14 protein-coding genes are annotated in these 17,869 nt (G+C 37.5%); 6 read left to right on the top strand and 8 right to left on the bottom strand.

The window, feature by feature from the left end; all coding sequences use genetic code 11:
* The first annotated feature begins 248 nt into the window (after positions 1–248).
* On the top strand, positions 249–1,658 hold the full coding sequence (locus RU93_RS00975) for a helix-turn-helix domain-containing protein (RefSeq protein ID WP_245785353.1): 1,410 nt from the start codon (positions 249–251) through the stop codon (positions 1,656–1,658).
* Positions 1,659–1,677: 19 nt separating this feature from the next.
* On the opposite strand, the gene RU93_RS00970 is transcribed toward RU93_RS00975, so the two are convergent.
* Positions 1,678–2,151, bottom strand: a complete 474-nt coding sequence (locus RU93_RS00970) for a nucleoside 2-deoxyribosyltransferase (RefSeq protein ID WP_071873743.1) — start codon at positions 2,149–2,151, stop codon at positions 1,678–1,680.
* Positions 2,152–2,213: 62 nt separating this feature from the next.
* Entirely contained in the window at positions 2,214–3,434 is a 1,221-nt protein-coding gene (locus tag RU93_RS00965; protein ID WP_071873742.1) for a GNAT family N-acetyltransferase, read from the bottom strand.
* Positions 3,435–3,588: 154 nt separating this feature from the next.
* Between RU93_RS00965 and lepA the strand changes: the two genes are divergently transcribed.
* The 5 genes from lepA (at position 3,589) to RU93_RS00940 (ending at position 10,146) form a co-directional block, all read left to right on the top strand.
* Positions 3,589–5,418 carry a translation elongation factor 4 gene (gene lepA, locus RU93_RS00960; RefSeq protein ID WP_071873741.1) on the top strand — a complete coding sequence of 610 codons (1,830 nt, stop codon included), beginning with the start codon at positions 3,589–3,591 and terminating at the stop codon, positions 5,416–5,418.
* Between the two features lie 290 nt (positions 5,419–5,708).
* A complete protein-coding gene (locus RU93_RS00955; protein ID WP_071873740.1) occupies positions 5,709–6,917 on the top strand; it encodes a DNA/RNA non-specific endonuclease in 1,209 nt (402 codons plus the stop codon).
* Between the two features lie 252 nt (positions 6,918–7,169).
* Positions 7,170–8,444 (top strand): Y-family DNA polymerase, encoded by a 1,275-nt coding sequence (locus tag RU93_RS00950; RefSeq protein WP_071873739.1) that lies wholly within the window; start codon positions 7,170–7,172, stop codon positions 8,442–8,444.
* Positions 8,445–8,478: 34 nt separating this feature from the next.
* Entirely contained in the window at positions 8,479–8,832 is a 354-nt protein-coding gene (locus tag RU93_RS00945; protein WP_071873738.1) for a hypothetical protein, read from the top strand.
* A 135-nt stretch (positions 8,833–8,967) separates the two neighbouring features.
* On the top strand, positions 8,968–10,146 hold the full coding sequence (locus RU93_RS00940; RefSeq protein ID WP_084131083.1) for an AI-2E family transporter: 1,179 nt from the start codon (positions 8,968–8,970) through the stop codon (positions 10,144–10,146).
* A gap of 131 nt (positions 10,147–10,277) precedes the next feature.
* On the opposite strand, the gene clpB is transcribed toward RU93_RS00940, so the two are convergent.
* The 6 genes from clpB to RU93_RS00910 form a co-directional block, all read right to left on the bottom strand.
* The gene (gene clpB, locus RU93_RS00935; protein ID WP_071873737.1) at positions 10,278–12,884 is read right to left on the bottom strand and encodes an ATP-dependent chaperone ClpB; all 2,607 of its coding nucleotides are present in this window, start codon (positions 12,882–12,884) and stop codon (positions 10,278–10,280) included.
* Between the two features lie 180 nt (positions 12,885–13,064).
* The gene (locus RU93_RS00930) at positions 13,065–14,114 is read right to left on the bottom strand and encodes a lysylphosphatidylglycerol synthase transmembrane domain-containing protein (RefSeq protein WP_169818071.1); all 1,050 of its coding nucleotides are present in this window, start codon (positions 14,112–14,114) and stop codon (positions 13,065–13,067) included.
* A gap of 168 nt (positions 14,115–14,282) precedes the next feature.
* Positions 14,283–15,515 (bottom strand): peptidase T, encoded by a 1,233-nt coding sequence (gene pepT / locus RU93_RS00925; RefSeq protein WP_071873736.1) that lies wholly within the window; start codon positions 15,513–15,515, stop codon positions 14,283–14,285.
* A gap of 21 nt (positions 15,516–15,536) precedes the next feature.
* Positions 15,537–16,658, bottom strand: a complete 1,122-nt coding sequence (locus RU93_RS00920; RefSeq protein WP_084131106.1) for a Nif3-like dinuclear metal center hexameric protein — start codon at positions 16,656–16,658, stop codon at positions 15,537–15,539.
* Positions 16,655–17,356, bottom strand: coding sequence for a tRNA (adenine(22)-N(1))-methyltransferase (locus tag RU93_RS00915; protein WP_071873734.1), 702 nt, complete (start codon positions 17,354–17,356; stop codon positions 16,655–16,657). Before RU93_RS00915 ends, RU93_RS00920 begins: the two co-directional genes overlap by 4 nt.
* A gap of 72 nt (positions 17,357–17,428) precedes the next feature.
* Positions 17,429–17,869, bottom strand: a complete 441-nt coding sequence (locus RU93_RS00910; RefSeq protein ID WP_071873733.1) for a hypothetical protein — start codon at positions 17,867–17,869, stop codon at positions 17,429–17,431.

Here is a 17,869-nt window from a genome sequence, read left to right as displayed (position 1 = left end):
AAGTATTGATAACAGATATCACTTTCTGTTATCAATACTTTTTTTATTAGCCTTATTCTTCTATCCTTAATCTTCTTAAGAAAATGGTTTAAAAGTCTATAAAATAACTTTTTTATTTTAACAAGTAATCAAGACTTCTAAATACAATCAGTTACTTAAACTATTACTCGAGTAGCCGATACTTTAAGTGAATCGCATCATATGCTATTAATTTTAACTATAAAGGTGGTTATATCGTTTTGCTTCGAATGACAAAAGATGTCTGGCTAAAAATTGATTTATTAGAATTACTAGATAACCATACGGGGGCACTTTATTTTCATGAAATACTTGTTGCCTTCCCACAAATCAGTCTTTCAACACTTCAAAAAAAATGTCATGAATTGCAACAAGAAATTAAGAATTGTTACCTACAAGAAGAAGTACAACTAATTATTGATCGTCGAAACGGAATTGAACTAATCCGTGAAACAACCACTCTCCAAAAAATAATAGAGCGTCTTATTACTAAAGAGCTTCCCTATCAAATTAGTCAAAAATTTATTTATGAGAATGTACTCAATACTGAAGAGTTATGTGAGCAATTCGCGATTAGCCACTCTCACATGCGCCGGAAAATCGCGGTAATCAACGGTTTTATTAATGACTATGACCTACACATTACCGTTTCAAATCAAATAAAGTTATTTGGTAGTGAAAAAAGAAGACGTTCGCTGCTAATTGCGATGGTGTCATTAGCGCATCGACAAATTTCGACGATTGCATGGATCGATAATTCAATTTTTTATTTAAAACAAGCAAAAAAAATCATGGATTATCTACAGCTTCCCGTTAGTTACCATTATTTAGAAACCATTGCTATCATTTCATTTGTGAATGAACAAGCAATCAAACGTTCCCGGAAAATTCTTTTTCAAAAAGAAGAAAAAGTCCTACTTCAAGCGATTCAGTTTCCTAAAAAACCTTATTTTCTATTACATTGGGAGGAAAATGACTGGATATTTTTGCTATTGAGTATTCACAGTATTCCTTTTTCACCTGCTCCATTTTCAATCGAAGAGTCTTTTAAACGTTCTTTTCGGACAAATGCGCTGTACTTGAACTGGAGAATTCTTTTTCAGACCTATTTTTCTCCTTTACAAAAAGAACAAGAGGATCTTCTCCACTATGAATTACTCCGTGAGTATGTAACCTTGAATCTTTTAAAAGTGAATGACACTTTTTCCAATACGTATACCTTAAGTATTTTAAAGACATTAGAAGTGTCTTATCCTCGCTATTTTCAAGTGTTTTCAACTTTTTGGCAAGGATACACCCAGTGCCATCCTTTGTTTAATCTACTACACGCTCAAGTGAATGCCTTATTTATTTGTGAAACTTTTGTACCATGGAATCATTATTTGCCCCAAGTCAGCCTGTTTATTGATACGTATCTAATGCCCAAACTCGAAAAATGGATGACTTTTAAAACCGCAAGTACCTTATCTAAAAAATACCGAATAACTTTTACACAAAACCAAGAAAACGCTGATTTTATTATCACAACGTATCATGATACTCATTTTTTTAAAAAAGAAAAAATCATTTTAGTAGAACCGACTTTTTCCGCGAATGACTTGACGATCATCGAAAAAAGACTCGATGCTTTTTATCAATAAGCATCGAGTCTTTTCTTTTTTATATTTTTTGTTCTAAGGCCTGTAACAACGCCTCTTTGTCAGAAACAATTTCACCATTTAACTTGATGAGACCGGTTGTATAAAGATTTAAATAATGGAATTGATTTTCAGCAATTTCATTTAAAGCCGCAATTTTTTTAGGATGTGTTCCTCCTTGTTGACGAGAATCCGTATATAACCCAATAATCGGAATCCTTTTCGCATAAGCTACTCCGATTTCAGAAGCCACACCTGGATCGATGGCTAAACCATCTAAAACAGCAATCATTAATTGACTTTCGAGAATTTTATTCGTGTCTGCCAGAGCGATCATTTCGCTATTAGCATAAGCTGTTTTGTCATTAATCGCTAAATTTTCTTGTGGGAGATAGATTGCTAATTGTGGATAAGCTTTACGAATTTCCTCAACAATAAAGGTATTATACAATCGTTCGCTTTCGGCAAACATCGGTGCTGCAAAATAAATATTCATCTTTTTTCTCCTTCATGTCCCCATTTTTTAAAAGGTCTTTTAATCGTCAGATAAGTCTTTCATTAAAAGTAGTCACTGAAATATGGCGTGTTATCAGGAATAATCTCTTCTAATATCCGCAACGTACTTTTACTCGTTTGAATCCTCTCGACAAGTGACAAATAAGCTGCCCTACGATAATTCATTAATAAACAAGTGAGCGTTTGAATATCAAGATGTACCGCTTCACCAATTGCCTCACGAAGAACTTCTACTTGATTCGTTTCTTCATCCCAACGCAATCCAAAAACACCACGATTCCACTCCGCTAACGGATCAGAGACAACAAAATGAAACGAACTTTTAAAAGACTTAAACGGAAAGACTTTTAAGAATTCTTCCACATCGACAATTCGAGCCATGTAATACGGTTCAATCGTTTCTTTAATTTTACTATCTTCAAGTAAGAAAGATAATGGTTCGTTTTTATAAATATCACCTTCAATGCGATAAACCATCGAAAAATGAGCCCCAATAAAATTCCATAGCCCATTTCTTGCCTCTTGGTTTAAATAAAACATTTCTTTCACGTGAAAAACTTCTTCGGCTACCCAATAAAAAAGAACCCCTTTTGCAACACCTGATGCATCATAATAAACAGCTGCAGTTCGTTCTTCTTCATTTTCATAACGCCAATATTCTTCCCAGTGGAAATCCGTTCGACTTAAAGCACCGTGATTTTTTTCGGCAAATTGCTGATAAACGTGGATAACATCTACATGATCAACGACATGTCTTTCAACTGTTCCTGAAACGTTCACGTGTTTCGGTAACTGGGTATCGCGAATGCTAAATGATAATTTATCCGACATGATTTCCCATCCTTTAGCCCGATAATAAGGAATACTATACGGATATAAATAAGAAATCCATTGTTTCTCCGCACGCATACTCTCTAAAGCCACTTTCACCAGTTCCAGGATTAATCCTTGTCTAGCATATTCCGGATAGGTACCCACGCCGGTGATGCCGCCCATTTTGTATTGTTTCCCATGGATATTCACTTCACACGGATAAATGGCAATTTGTGAAATCAACTGATCTTGATCAAACCAACCAAAAACTTTGGAATACAATAAAATTGGTTTTTTAGATTTGATCATTTCTCTCTTATCAGCATAACCACTCTCTTCAATATCGGATTCTGTAATTTGGAAAACATAACTTAATAATTCGTTAAATTGATTGAGATCTTTTTCTTCTAAGACTCTAATTTCTAATCCTTCAGCAAATTTTCGCTCCATCTACGTTCACTCCATTGATACTTTTTTTATAGTATAACAAAAACTCCATCAATTGTTTATCTTTTTCAAACGAATGTTATAACAAAAGGCTTTTATTCTCATTCTTTCGTTGGTATAATGAAAGAGCTGACTAATAGAAATGAGGAATAAATGAATGACTACTTTAGATGAAATGAAAAAACGCCAGCAGTTGATTCGAAACTTTTCGATTATTGCTCATATTGACCATGGAAAGTCTACACTAGCAGACCGTATTTTGGAACAAACCGCTACTGTGACTTCGCGTGAAATGCAAGCGCAACTGCTTGATTCCATGGATTTAGAAAGAGAACGTGGTATTACGATCAAATTAAATGCGGTCGAACTTAATTATACTGCAAAAGACGGAGAAACGTATACATTCCACTTAATCGATACCCCCGGACACGTCGACTTTACCTACGAAGTTTCTCGTAGTTTAGCTGCCTGTGAAGGAGCGATTTTAGTCGTTGATGCTGCGCAAGGGATTGAGGCACAGACTTTAGCGAACGTTTACCTCGCGTTAGACAACGACTTGGAAATTTTACCAGTCATTAATAAAATCGATTTACCTGCGGCTGATCCTGAAAGAGTCAGAAAAGAAATTGAAGATGTGATTGGACTTGATGCTAGTGAAGCAGTATTAGCCAGTGCTAAAGCCGGTATTGGAATTGAAGAAATTTTGGAACAAATTGTTGAAAAAGTTCCTGCCCCTTCCGGAGACGTTGATGCGCCTTTAAAAGCTTTAATCTTCGACTCTATCTATGATGCTTATCGTGGTGTTGTCTTAAATATTCGTGTCATTGATGGTGTCGTCCGACCAGGTGATAAAATTCAATTGATGAGTAACGGCAAAACGTTTGATGTGACAGAAGTTGGTGTCTTTTCACCAAAAGCCGTTGAGCGTGACTACTTAATGGTTGGTGACGTGGGTTATGTCACAGCTGCAATTAAAACGATTAAAGATACTCAAGTCGGTGATACCGTTACACTTGCCAATAATCCCGCAGAAAAAGCACTCGAAGGGTATCGTAAAATGACGCCAATGGTTTATTGTGGTCTCTATCCTATCGATAACTCACGATACAATGATCTGAGAGAAGCACTTGAAAAACTACAATTAAACGATGCGGCGTTACAATTTGAACCAGAGTCTTCTCAAGCACTTGGATTTGGTTTCCGCTGTGGTTTCTTAGGTCTGTTGCATATGGATGTTATCCAAGAACGCTTAGAGCGTGAGTTTAATTTAGATATGATTACGACTGCCCCGTCCGTTGTCTATCATGTCAACTTAACCGATGGAAGCACGGTCGTCGTTGATAACCCTGCTGAATTCCCGGATCCAGTACGCATTGAAAACGTGGAAGAACCTTACGTTAAAGCCCAAATCATGGTGCCAAATGAGTACGTCGGTGCTGTAATGGAACTCGCTCAAAGAAAACGTGGCGATTTTGTTACAATGGATTACCTCGATGAATTTCGTGTCAATGTTATCTACGATATTCCATTATCTGAAATCGTTTATGACTTCTTTGATAAATTAAAGTCCAGTACAAAAGGATATGCGTCACTTGATTATGAAATTTCTGGCTATCGTCCAAGTAATTTAGTCAAGATGGATATCTTGTTAAATGCCGAAAAAGTCGATGCGTTAAGTTTTATCGTTCACCGTAACTTCTCCTTCGAACGAGGAAAAGCAATCGTTGAAAAACTAAGAAAACTAATCCCGCGTCAACAATTTGAAGTACCTATCCAAGCAGCCATTGGACAAAAAATTGTTGCTCGTTCAGACATTAAAGCATTACGTAAAAACGTGCTAGCAAAATGTTATGGCGGAGACGTCTCTCGTAAACGTAAATTATTAGAAAAACAAAAACAAGGGAAAAAACGAATGAAACAAATCGGTTCAGTAGAAGTCCCTCAAGATGCCTTCATGGCCGTTCTGAAAATGGATGACGATGCCTAGGCTTTCGTATCAACGTTTGTTTGAAAGTGATTGGAAACAGTTTGTCACTCTCACTTGTTTTGCCGCCATTTTGCCATCCTATTTTTTGTGTAATAACAACCGAAAATAATGGCTACTAATTTTAAAGAAAAAGAAACTGCAAAGATTTCCAGGTTATTTCAGCTAATTTCTTTATGACTAAACTAAATAAAAATAAAAGAAGCGATTTCTAATACAATCGCTTCTTTTATTTTAGTGATTTTCACTCTTTTATTCTTTCATCGTAAGCGAACGATATCTAGGAGGCTATTATGGAAAATTTATTTTTATTATTAACGATAGCAAGTATGGGAGGAATTGGCTATGGTTTTTTTCAAAGCCTCACGAATAAGCTGATAAAAAATAAAACAGTTAAAAAAGATGCTAAGAAAATTATTTTAGCCTCAAGCGCTGCATTCATTATTGGAATTATTGGTTTTGGCATAAATATGCCTCCTTCAGAAAGTTTGACAGATGACACGAATGAACAAATTGCAGCTGAATCAACTTCTGAATCTGACGAATTAGACACCCTCGAACAACAAAAAATCGAGGCTGAATCTTTAGCCCTCTCCCAAAAAAATGAGCAAGCGAGATTCGATTCAGAGCTCCAAGATTTAAGAGCGACGCTCGCCGATTTAGAATATGACGGTACACAAACCATCGAAATAAACGACAACGAGCCTATCTTCGGCCCTCTCGACCTTTCATTAGAAAACGGCAGTTGGGAAACGTATGGAGAGCTTGATAAGTTAAATCGTGCTACATCTGCCGAAGCGATGTTAAATCAAGATTTAATGCCTACTGAAAAACGTGGGGACATTTCGAATGTCGAGCCTACTGGATGGAAAAACAAGAAATTAGGTAAGAGTTATTTATACAATCGCTCTCACCTCATCGGCTTTGCTCTTTCTGGCGAAAACGACAATTGGAAGAATCTTATTACAGCTACTACTCAGTTAAATAATCCTGAAATGCTCCGTCATGAAATGGATATTAAATACTACCTAGAACAAGATAAAAACAATTACGTCCGCTACTCTGTCACTCCTATATTTAAAGATAATGAACTGTTAGCTCGTGGTGTTCATTTAATGGCAAAATCCGTCAATGATGATACGATTCGCTTTAACGTGTATATCTTCAATATTCAAGACGACGTTGAATTAAATTATGCTGACGGATCAAGCGTCACGGAAGAAGAAATAGCTGAGAAAGATCGTATTGCTACTGAAAAAGCGGATCAAGATCGCATTGCTGCCGAGGATGCTAGTGTACAAGCTGAACAAATAGAAGCTACTACTCAATCACAAGAAACGCAGTATGTTGATGCGAATGACCAAGGAACTATTAAAGGCTCCAATTCTGGAATTTATCATCTTCCAGGAAGTACGTATTATCATAAAACAACAAATGTGGCTCAATGGTTTAAAACCATTAGTGAAGCAGAAAACGCAGGCTATAGAGCGCCTAAAAGATAATCTACTTCCCCTTCCCAAGTAAAATCTATCGTTTGCTTATTGACCAATCATTCGAAAAGGGAAATGACTCCATCAAACGATTGCCTCGCTTATTTCAACGAACAACAATAAAAGAATCTCTCTGCCGTAGAAAATGTATCATTTTCTACGGCTTTTTTCTGTCTTCTAAAGATTTAATTATTTGTTCCCCTTCACAAACAGAACAAACGTTCGTATAATTAGTGTAATAAGCGAACGAAAGGAGAACAATCGATGTATTTTAATTATGATGATGAGCCTCGAAGTGATTATCTTTGTATTGATTGTCGATCTTTTTATGCAAGTTGTGAAGCTGTGCTACGTGGACTCAATCCGTTAGAAACGATGCTTGTAGTGATGAGTGGTGGTGATCGCCCAGGGGGATTAATTTTATCTGCTTCCCCTAAAGCAAAGGAAGTTCTCGGAATTTCCAACGTCACTCGACGATTCGAATTACCTGATCATCCGGATTTAATCATCGCCCCTCCTCAAATGCAAAAATATATTGAGATGAACTTACAAATGATGGAAACCATCACACAGTACGTCCCGGTCGAAGATATGCATGTCTACTCCATCGACGAATTATTTATTCGCTATGATTATGTCAAAAAACTCTATCATCACACTGATGTGAAACTTTTTGCACTAGCGATCATGCGTCAAATTTTAAAAAAAACGGGTATTCCTACGGCAATCGGTATTGGAGACAACATGTTACTCGCAAAGCTTGCATTAGATAATGCGGCCAAAAAAAATGCAAATGCTATCGCGGAATGGCGCTATGAGACAATCGCACAAACCGTTTGGAAAATAAAAGAGTTAAGCGATTTTTGGGGTATTGGTCATCAAACAAAAAAACGACTACTCGATAAAGGCATTCGAACCGTTGAGGAACTTGCGCATTATAATCCTTATCTATTGAAACAATCGATGGGTGCGCTGGGTGTGCAACTCCATGCTCATGCAAATGGAATTGATCGCAGCCAAATTGGAGACATCTATCAGCCAAGTGACAAAAGTTTGAGTCATTCACAGATTTTATTAACTGATTATGATAATCGTTCAACAATTAAAGTCATTATTCAAGAAATGAGTGATTTAGTGGCCTCGCGCTTAAGACAATCACATGTTAAAACAGAGTGTCTTTACTTAAGTATTGGGTATTCTAAAACAGAACGTGAAAAAGGATTTTCAAAACATTTAAAGATTCCAGCAACGAATGATCAAAAAGAAATGACGCACTACCTTTTTTATTTGTTTGATTCCTCGTATCAAATAGGAAAACCAGTAAGACAAGTGAGCGTGGGATGCACGAAGCTCGTTCAAGATATCAGTCTTCAACTTGATCTGTTTACGGATCCATACGAGCAACTCAATCAAGCAAAACTCAATCATTTACAAGATAAAATCAGAGAAAAATATGGATTTAGTAGCTTAATGTATGCTAGCTCATTACTAGAAGGTGCCACCGCTAAGAGTCGTGCCACAAAAATTGGCGGCCACTAACCGTTAAAAATATTAATTATTAGGAGGTTTTCACATGAATTATGGCAAGAATTATACCGATCGGGGAATCATGAAGTGGGCTGGAATGTATCTAGCCGAACATACGGCACAGTTAGAAGCGTTTCAAAAAAAGGAACATACACTTGTTACACAAAAAAAACAAATGAGTAGCCTTGAAATCGATGAGATCGTAGCCTGTGCTGTTTTAAAAAATGTAGCAGTCTGTATTCAAAAAGAAGCCCGCGATCTCAATGGTCATTATTATCCTGATGTTATTGGGAAAATCCAAGGATATGATAATCGCGGACTCTTCATTAATGCTGAAAAAGTGGATTTCGATGAAATACGCCACATCAACATCCAGGCAGCCATCAAATGGTTTGAGTAGCCCAAAAATAGCTTCCATTTTTTTCAATTCACTCTCACCTTTCGTCAAATTCATTGCGTTGGTAGTTTTCATTCGCCTTTTTTTCAAGTATAATAGGTTGTTAGGTGATGAAGTAAAAATACGGAGGTACGACATTTGAAAAAAATTAAAGTCAATTGGAATGAATGGATTATTCGTTTTGTCTTTTTAATGCTAGTTATTATTGGCTATCGCGTAGTGACAAACTACAAAGAAATCTTAGGGGCACTACAAAACTTTGTAAGTGTTCTTTCGCCTTTCATATTAGGATTTGCCTTGGCTTATTTGTTAAACGGCGCACAAGAGCGAATCAAAGCTTTATTAGCGAAATCTAACAATCAATTTATCAAAAAAAATAAACACGGATTGAGTGTTCTCTTGTTATACATTGTGTTGATCCTCCTTCTGTTCTTAGCGTTGAACTATATGATTCCGCTACTTATTAGTAATATCATTGATTTGATGGGATTACTCCCAACGTTTATCAATTACTTAATTGATCTAGCCTCGAAAATCCAAATTAATGGATTAGAAAAACTATTTTCAATTGATGATCTGATCGCTTCGCTTTTAGGTGCGTTCTCTTTAGAAAAAATGTTGAATCAATGGACGCAATCATTAGCTTCAATTGGCCAATTATCACTTGGTCTCTCATCACTTGTCTTAAATGGTTTTCTAACATTCGTTATCTCAATCTATGTGCTGGTTTTTAAAGAATCCATTCTAGATTTCACGAATCGTTTTTTTGGTAAGTTATTACCGGAAAAAGCCTTTAGTAGTAGTAAATATTGGATTCATACGACAAATAAAGTCTTTTACAAGTTTATTACTTCTCAATTTTTAGATGCTTGTATTATTGCCTTTTTATCGTCGATTATTCTGAGTGTTTTAGGCGTCCCGTTTGCCATTACCTTAGGAATCGTTTTAGGTGTTTCGAATATGATTCCTTACTTTGGATCGATTTTCGCTTCAATCTTTGTAGCAATCGTTACACTCTTTACAAGTGGCCCTAGTTTAGCATTTGCCGTGTTAATTGCATTAACGATCCTTCAACAAATTGATGGTAATGTTATTGGCCCCCGGATTATGGCCGGCGCGTTGAATTTAAATCCGATTATCATCATTATTTCTATCACGATTGGTGGGGCGTACTTTGGTATTTTAGGAATGTTTCTTGCCGTTCCAATCGCAGCCATTATCAAAATCATCACAATGAATTGGTTAGGTGAAGATACAACTCCGATTATCGAGTCTCCGATCGAAGTCGAAACGACAGATATCAATGACGGCATATAATTCCTACTCTTTTATTTCGATTACTAGGTAATTGCTACACACAATAAAAAAGACTCGCTAGAAACAAATATATTTCCAGCGAGTCTTTTTTTGTGTACTTCTATTTCGTTCTTTGTTCATGTTTAATCGCGTTATTCTTCTTCTACCGGTCGATTTTCAAATACTAATTGGTCATTTAATAATTCTATCGTCACTTCCGTCTTAGGCATCACGCGACCAGAGACGATTTCTCGAGCCAACGGTGTTTCCACTTCTTTCGTAATGAAACGTCTAAGCGGTCGCGCACCATACGCAGGTTCATAAGAATTCTCCGCTAACCACGTTTTGGCTGCATCCGAAATAGTTAAATAGATTTCTTGTTGAGCAAGACGTGTTGCTAAGTGACTAATAATCTTCTCAACGATTCCTTTTACATCTTCTAAGCTTAGTGGCGTAAATAAAATGGTATCGTCAATCCGATTTAAGAATTCAGGTTTGAAGTGTCCACGTAACGTTTGCAACACTTGCTCTTCCACTTCTTCAGAAATATGCCCTTGCGCAGTTACGCCTGACAATAAGAGTTGGGAACCGATGTTACTTGTCATAATCAATACGGTATTTTTAAAGTCAACTACGCGACCTTTTGAATCCGTTAAGCGTCCATCATCGAGTACTTGTAATAACAAATTAAAGACATCTGGATGGGCTTTTTCAATTTCATCGAGTAAGACAATCGTATAAGGATTGCGGCGTACTGCTTCTGTAAGCTGTCCACCTTCTTCGTAGCCAATATATCCTGGAGGTGCTCCGACTAAACGAGAAACCGCATGTTTTTCCATGTACTCACTCATATCAATTCGGACCATATGATTTTCAGCATCGAATAGATTTTCCGCTAACGCTTTAGCGAGTTCCGTTTTCCCAACCCCAGTAGGTCCTAAGAATAAGAACGAACCTAGCGGACGATTCGGATCTTGTAAACCTGCTCGTGAGCGAATCACGGCATCACTCACTGCATTCACGGCTTCATCTTGACCGATTACTCGTTGGTGAAGTGTCTCATTTAACTTCATCAGTTTTTCCCGTTCACCTTCTACGAGTTTTGTAACGGGGATACCGGTCAGACGACCAACGACTACTGCAATTTCATTTTCCGTTACAGATTCTTGGACCATTTTCCCTTGTTCGAGTTGATTTTTTCGTTCTAGCTCAGCTAATTCCTTTTCTAATTGCGGAATTGTGCCATGACGTAGAACCGCCGCTCTTTCTAAATCGTAATTGTTTTCCGCATCTTCTAATTCATGTTTCGCTTTGTCAATTTCTGCTCGTTTATTGGATAAGACATTGACTTCTTCTTTTTCAGTTTCCCACTGCATCTTCATTTGATTGGCTTCTTCTCGTAATTCAGCTAACTCTTCTTGAAGAACCCCTAATCTTTTTTTAGAAGCATCATCGGACTCTTTCTTCAAAGCGGCTTCTTCAATTTCCAATTGCATCAAACGACGAATCACTTGATCTAACTCTGTTGGCATGGAGTTCATTTCCACTCGAATTGTCGCCGATGCTTCATCCATCAAATCAATGGCTTTATCAGGTAAAAAGCGGTCGGTAATATAACGATCAGATAACACGGCAGCCGCAACTAAGGCGTTGTCATGAATGTTTACGCCATGATGAATTTCAAAACGTTCTTTCAGTCCACGTAAAATCGAAATCGTATCTTCGACCGTTGGCTCTTGAACGAGTACTTTTTGGAAACGACGTTCGAGCGCTTTATCTGATTCCATGTATTCACGGTATTCATCGAGCGTCGTTGCGCCAATCGTATGCAATTCTCCTCGGGCAAGCATTGGTTTGAGAATATTCCCAGCATCCATACTACCTTCCGTTTTTCCAGCTCCTACGATTGTATGAATTTCATCAATAAATAAAATAATACGACCTTCTGATTTTTTGACTTCTTGTAAGACCGCTTTTAGTCTTTCTTCAAATTCTCCACGGAATTTCGCACCGGCAATTAACGAGCCCATGTCTAATGAAAAAATGGTTTTATCTTTTAAATTCTCTGGTACGTCTTTACGAACAATTCGTTGTGCCAGACCCTCAACAATGGCCGTTTTACCGACCCCTGGTTCCCCAATTAAAACCGGATTATTTTTTGTTTTCCGGGTTAGAATTCGAATCACATCTCGAATCTCTTCATCACGTCCGATAATTGGATCCATCTTACCATTTTTCACAAGTTGAACTAAATCAACACCGTATTTTTCAAGCGCTTTGTATTGTTCTTCTTGATTTTGTGATGTCACACGATCCCCTCCTCGAATTTCTTCAATATTTTTACGTAATTCTTTTTCAGTTATTCCTCGTTGTTTTAAATATTTCGTTAAGACATAATTTTTTAATTGCATTAAGGCTAAGACAACGATTTCCGTTGATAAATACTCGTCACCAAACGCATTTTTTAGTTGATCGGCTTCATTAAACAATTGAAATAAATTTTGACTCATCGATTGCCCGTATTGGACATTCCCACCAGAAACAGTTGGTCGACGATCGAGTTCTTTGTCGATTTCGGTTTCAAAAGCATCCACATCGACACCTGCATCTGCATAGAAGTTACGAGCAAATTGGTTTGGTTGCATAAAAATTTTCCATAAATGAACGATATCAATTTCTTGATGATGACGGGTAATCGCGACTTGTTGCGCTTCAGACAGTGCACTTTGTAAAGTGGTAGTCATTTTTTCAATATTCATTTAGTTGTTCCTCCCATCTTGAAGTTTTAACTTCATTTATTATTATAATCAATTGGTCAACATTGGTCAAATAAAAACCTTTTTAAATAATCGCTATTGAAGAAGGCACTATAATCATTTCAATGTTGTAAAAAAAATGAAAAAATAGAGTAAAAAGAGCATCCACCTTCTCTTTTTACTCTATTTTTTTAGCTCACGCTTGATGAACCCATTCGTTGAAACGACATAGATTAGGCCTACTAAAAACGGAATCAAGAATGTCGCGTAACGATACAGTAACAACGAAGACGCCGCATCGACAGTTCCAACTAACGCTCTAAAAACAACTAGATAGGCAAAATCAAATGAACCGATACCAGCCGGCGTAGGAATAACACCCGCAATCACGGTGACAAAGCTAATTAAACCAATCGTCCAGAAAATATTTATTTCCGGATAATCACTGACTAAACAGGCATACGGAATAATAAACCACGCGAGAATTTTCACGATACTCCAAAAATAGACTTTATACAGTACCGTTTTATTTTGCATCGTTTCGTGTAACATTCGTCTTAAGGCATTAATTTGGATATTTCCTCGATCAACTACAGCACGTGCTTTGTCATTTTTTAAAAAACGATTGCACAAACTCATTAATCCAATTTGCAATTTGATTGATAAGGCCGCCAAAAGGAGTCCTCCAGAGAGTGCCGCATTAATCAGTATACTCATAATCAATACCCAGAAAAAACTAGGCGACGTGGCATATAATTCTCTAAAACTCAAACTTAACGCGATTATAGCAATGGTAAGTGTCGAAATCTTAAAAAAAATAAATCGTAAAATCGCAACGCCAACACCTTGAGAAACCGTCATTTGTTTACGATGATAAAAATTAATTTCTGCAAAAATCGTTCCTGTACCAAATGTAATCAGTCGGTAAAAAGCCGTATAACAGGAAGCCATCATGCCATTCCAGGTCGTAAAGGTTTGAGAGAATGGTGCAACGGTTTCTTTGAGCATCTTCCCTTCTAAAAATAAATAACCCATTCCTAAGCTTGTCACAATAATCAAAAGACGCAGACTCGTTTGACCTAATTGCTGAAAAATATCTCCAAAAGAAGCACGTAGATAATAGGCGATAAATGCTAAAAAAATGAGTAATATGAGTACTTTTACTAAAAATTTCATCGTATTTGTTGTCTTATTTGATGTTGCCAAATCGCCACTTCCTTCTTGGTCAGTCATTCTTATCATACCATTTTTAGAGGAGGTGTACAGAAAAAAAACCATTATTTATGCGAAAATAATGGTTTTTTCGTAAGCGACAGGTGCCTTATCGTGAAAAGCTGAAAAAGGGAATCTAATCAGGCTATTGTGCAGGTAACTTAAAGTTAAAGAAAAGATGAAATATATTTATTTCGCATTCAATTCTGCTATTTTTACAATAACCTCAGTTGCTTTTTCCATCGATTCTAACGCAACAAACTCAAAGCGGCCATGCATATTTTCGCCACCCGCAAAAATATTTGGTGTAGGAATTCCCATGAAAGAAATTTTCGAACCATCTGTTCCACCGCGGACGGGTTCAATAATTGGGGTAATTCCTAATTCAATCATCGCATTTTTAGCCAGTTCTACAATGCTCATGTCTTTTTCAATGACTTCTTTCATATTGTAATAGTTATCTTCTAACGTCATTTGGACACGTTCTTCGCTAAAACGAGCATTGATTTGAGATTGAATGGTGCGGACAAGTTCCTTGCGTGCTTGGAATTTTTCACGGTCATGATCACGAATAATAATGGATAATTTTGCTTCTTCTGGATTTCCTTCAAAGCTCATCAAATGGAAAAATCCTTCTGATCCTTCGGTTTTTTCAGGAACTTCATCAGCCGGCAAGGCATTGTTAAATTCAATTCCTAATAAGACTGCATTGATCAGCGTATCTTTGGCCGTGCCAGGATGAACGTTTTTACCGTAAATGGTAATATCCGCTTGGGCAGCATTAAACGTCTCGTACTGCAATTCGCCCACGGGACCGCCATCCATCGTATAAGCAAAATCAACCGCAAATTGCGCGACGTCAAATTTATCCGCGCCCACACCAATTTCTTCATCAGGACCAAAAGCAACCTTAATTTCACCATGTTTGATTTCAGGGTTTGCAAGTAAGACTTCCATGGCCGTCATGATTTCTGCAATCCCCGATTTATCATCTGCTCCAAGTAACGTGGAGCCATCCGTTGTAATTAGTGTCTGTCCTTGATAATTTTTTAAGTTAGGGAAATCCTCAATATTTAACGTGTATTTCCCTTGTGCATCTAACGAAATCGTTGACTCACCATCGTAATTTTCGACGATTTTTGGTTGAACGTTCACTGCATTAAAATCAGCCGTGTCTAAATGGGCAATAAAGCCAATCGAAGGGACTTTCTTGTCAGTGTTTGCAGGTAACGTTGCCGTTAAAAAACCATTCGCTTCATTGTAAAAAACATCCGACATGCCTAATTCTTCTAATTCTTTTTTTAGAATCATCGCAAAATCGACTTGTGATTGCGTTGATGGTGTCGTCTTGCTCGTTGGATCTGATTGCGTTTCAATTTGAACATAACGTAAAAAACGGGGTAATAAATTGTCATATTTCATTTTACTTTTTCTCCTCATCTATCATCTATCTTGGAAAGGATTCGTATTCGTCCGGGAAGGAATAATCGCAACATCCCATTCTTCTGTTTTTTTCCATTTTTCTAATATTTCTACTACTTTAGGGACACAAAGCACTTCAATATGGTGTCCAGGATCAATCACAGTCAACCCTGCAGCTTGCATATCATGAGCTGTATGATAGTAGACGTCCCCGGTAAGATAAACATCTGCTCGGTGTTTTAAAGCATCAACATAAAACTTCTCACCTGAACCACCACAAATAGCAATGCGCTTAATGTGTTTTTTAGGATTCGTTGGTTCGATTACGCGTAGTGTCTCTAAATCAAAGCAACGTTTTACTTTCTCAACAAAATCATCAAGCGACATGGCTTCTTTTAACGAACCTACTCGTCCGACGCCATAAGTCTGCGGCGGATTGTGTAAAGAGAGGATATCATAAGCAGGTTCTTCATAAGGATGAACCGCAAGCATCGCTTCTATCACTTGACGTTCAATCGTTTCAGGATAGATGACTTCAATTCTTTCTTCAGAAACTTCTTCCGGTTGATGCGCTACGCCAATGGTCGGGTCTGCCGACTCAGTAGGTGTAAAGCGTCCAATACCGGACATGGAATAACTCGTATGATGGTATTCGCCTTGTGATCCTGCTCCCGCATCGCCCAATGCTTGTCGCATCGTATGAGCATTATCTTTTGGTGTAAACACGACTAATTTGCGCAAAGCCACTTCATGCGTTTTTGTTAGATAATGATCGACTTCCACTCCTAAAGCTTCACAAAACCAATCATTTAAGCCATTTTGAGCAATATCCATATTCGTATGTGCTGCATAAACCGCAATGTCATGCTTAATCAAATCCAAATACATTTTAGTTTGCGGATTTTCAGGCGTCAAGCGCTGAATCGGACGAAAAATTGGCGGATGTTTTGCAATAATGAGATCGACTTGCTTTTCGATTGCTTCTGCAACGACTTCTGGACGAACGTCTAAGGTAACCATGATACGCTCAATATTGCGATCAAGCTCTCCAATATGTAATCCAACCGGATCGCCTTCTTCTGCCAACCATAAAGGGAAACGCGTTTCGAAACGACGAATCACTTCTAAGCCATTCACCATTATGCTAAGACCTCCTCGATCCATTGTAATTGTTCTTTGACTTCTGCTATTTTTTCCAGAGGTAATTCTTGCGCTTTTGTTAATTCTTTGAGCACGCGTTGTTTATTCGTTAACTCTTTTTGCCATTTTTGTAAGAAAATAAGCGATCGCTCCTTTAATAAAATCGGTCCAAAAAACAACTCTTTCTTTGAATACGACAAGTTACGATCACTGGGAATCGCTACAATGATTTCATAAATTTTTTGATTTTCTTCTAGTATTTCTTCATGACGAATTTCATAGTCATTTCGTATCAACCAGTTTCGCAACGTTGCTTCACCCACATTGGGTTGTAAAATCAAGGTTTCATTACCTGTTAGTTGTCCTTGTTGTTTACCATTTTCTAATATGTTGCGAATCAAGGCGCCACCCATTCCAGCAATGGAAATCGCATCAATCTGATCTTCTGCATGGATTGCCGCGAGACCATCTGCTAACCGAACAATAATCTGATTTTCTAAGCCGTTTTTTGCTACTTGTTTCTTTGCCGATTCATATGGCCCTCTAACGACTTCTCCCGCAACGGCAAAAGGAATTTGCTGCTTTAATACTAAGTAAGTAGGTAAATAAGCATGATCGGAACCGATATCCGCTAAACGTGCACCGAGTGGAACTTGTTTTCCGACTTGCATTAACCTTGATGATAAAACTTGTTCATTCACTAAAAAAACAACCTCCAAAATAAAATGATAAGAGAGTTGCGACAGGAAATCGTCGCAACTCTTAAAAAGAAATTACTTCACTAATTCCACCGAAAGAATTGAATTCCCTGGAATTTGCGGTGGGATGGACATGGTCATGATCGCTGGGTGATCCAACGATACTTTCAGTTTATCGCCCGCTTTTAGATCATTAAAATCAAAATCCAGTGTTGTAGGATCAACATTAATTGCCACCCCGTCATTAAACGAAGTCGTCGCATTTTCGGAATCTTGCACGGCTTCTACATCGGTTAGTAAAATTTGGACAGCTGATTCTTGTGTTTCTAATTCTGTTACACTTTCAACCGTTGCTGTAAAAATGGTCACGATTTCTTCCTCCTTCGTTGTAGACATGCTATTGCTACTTTCAACCATCGACTCACTCTGAGTCGATTCGGTATTTGTTGTTGTTGTACAGGCACCTAGTAACATCACTGAAAATAAGATTAAACTACCATTGATTATTTTTTTCAT

It is taken from the genome of Enterococcus aquimarinus (assembly GCF_001885765.1).
GTDB classification, from domain to species: Bacteria; Bacillota; Bacilli; order Lactobacillales; family Enterococcaceae; genus Enterococcus_I; species Enterococcus_I aquimarinus.
This window is presented reverse-complemented; position numbering and strand designations above follow the sequence as displayed.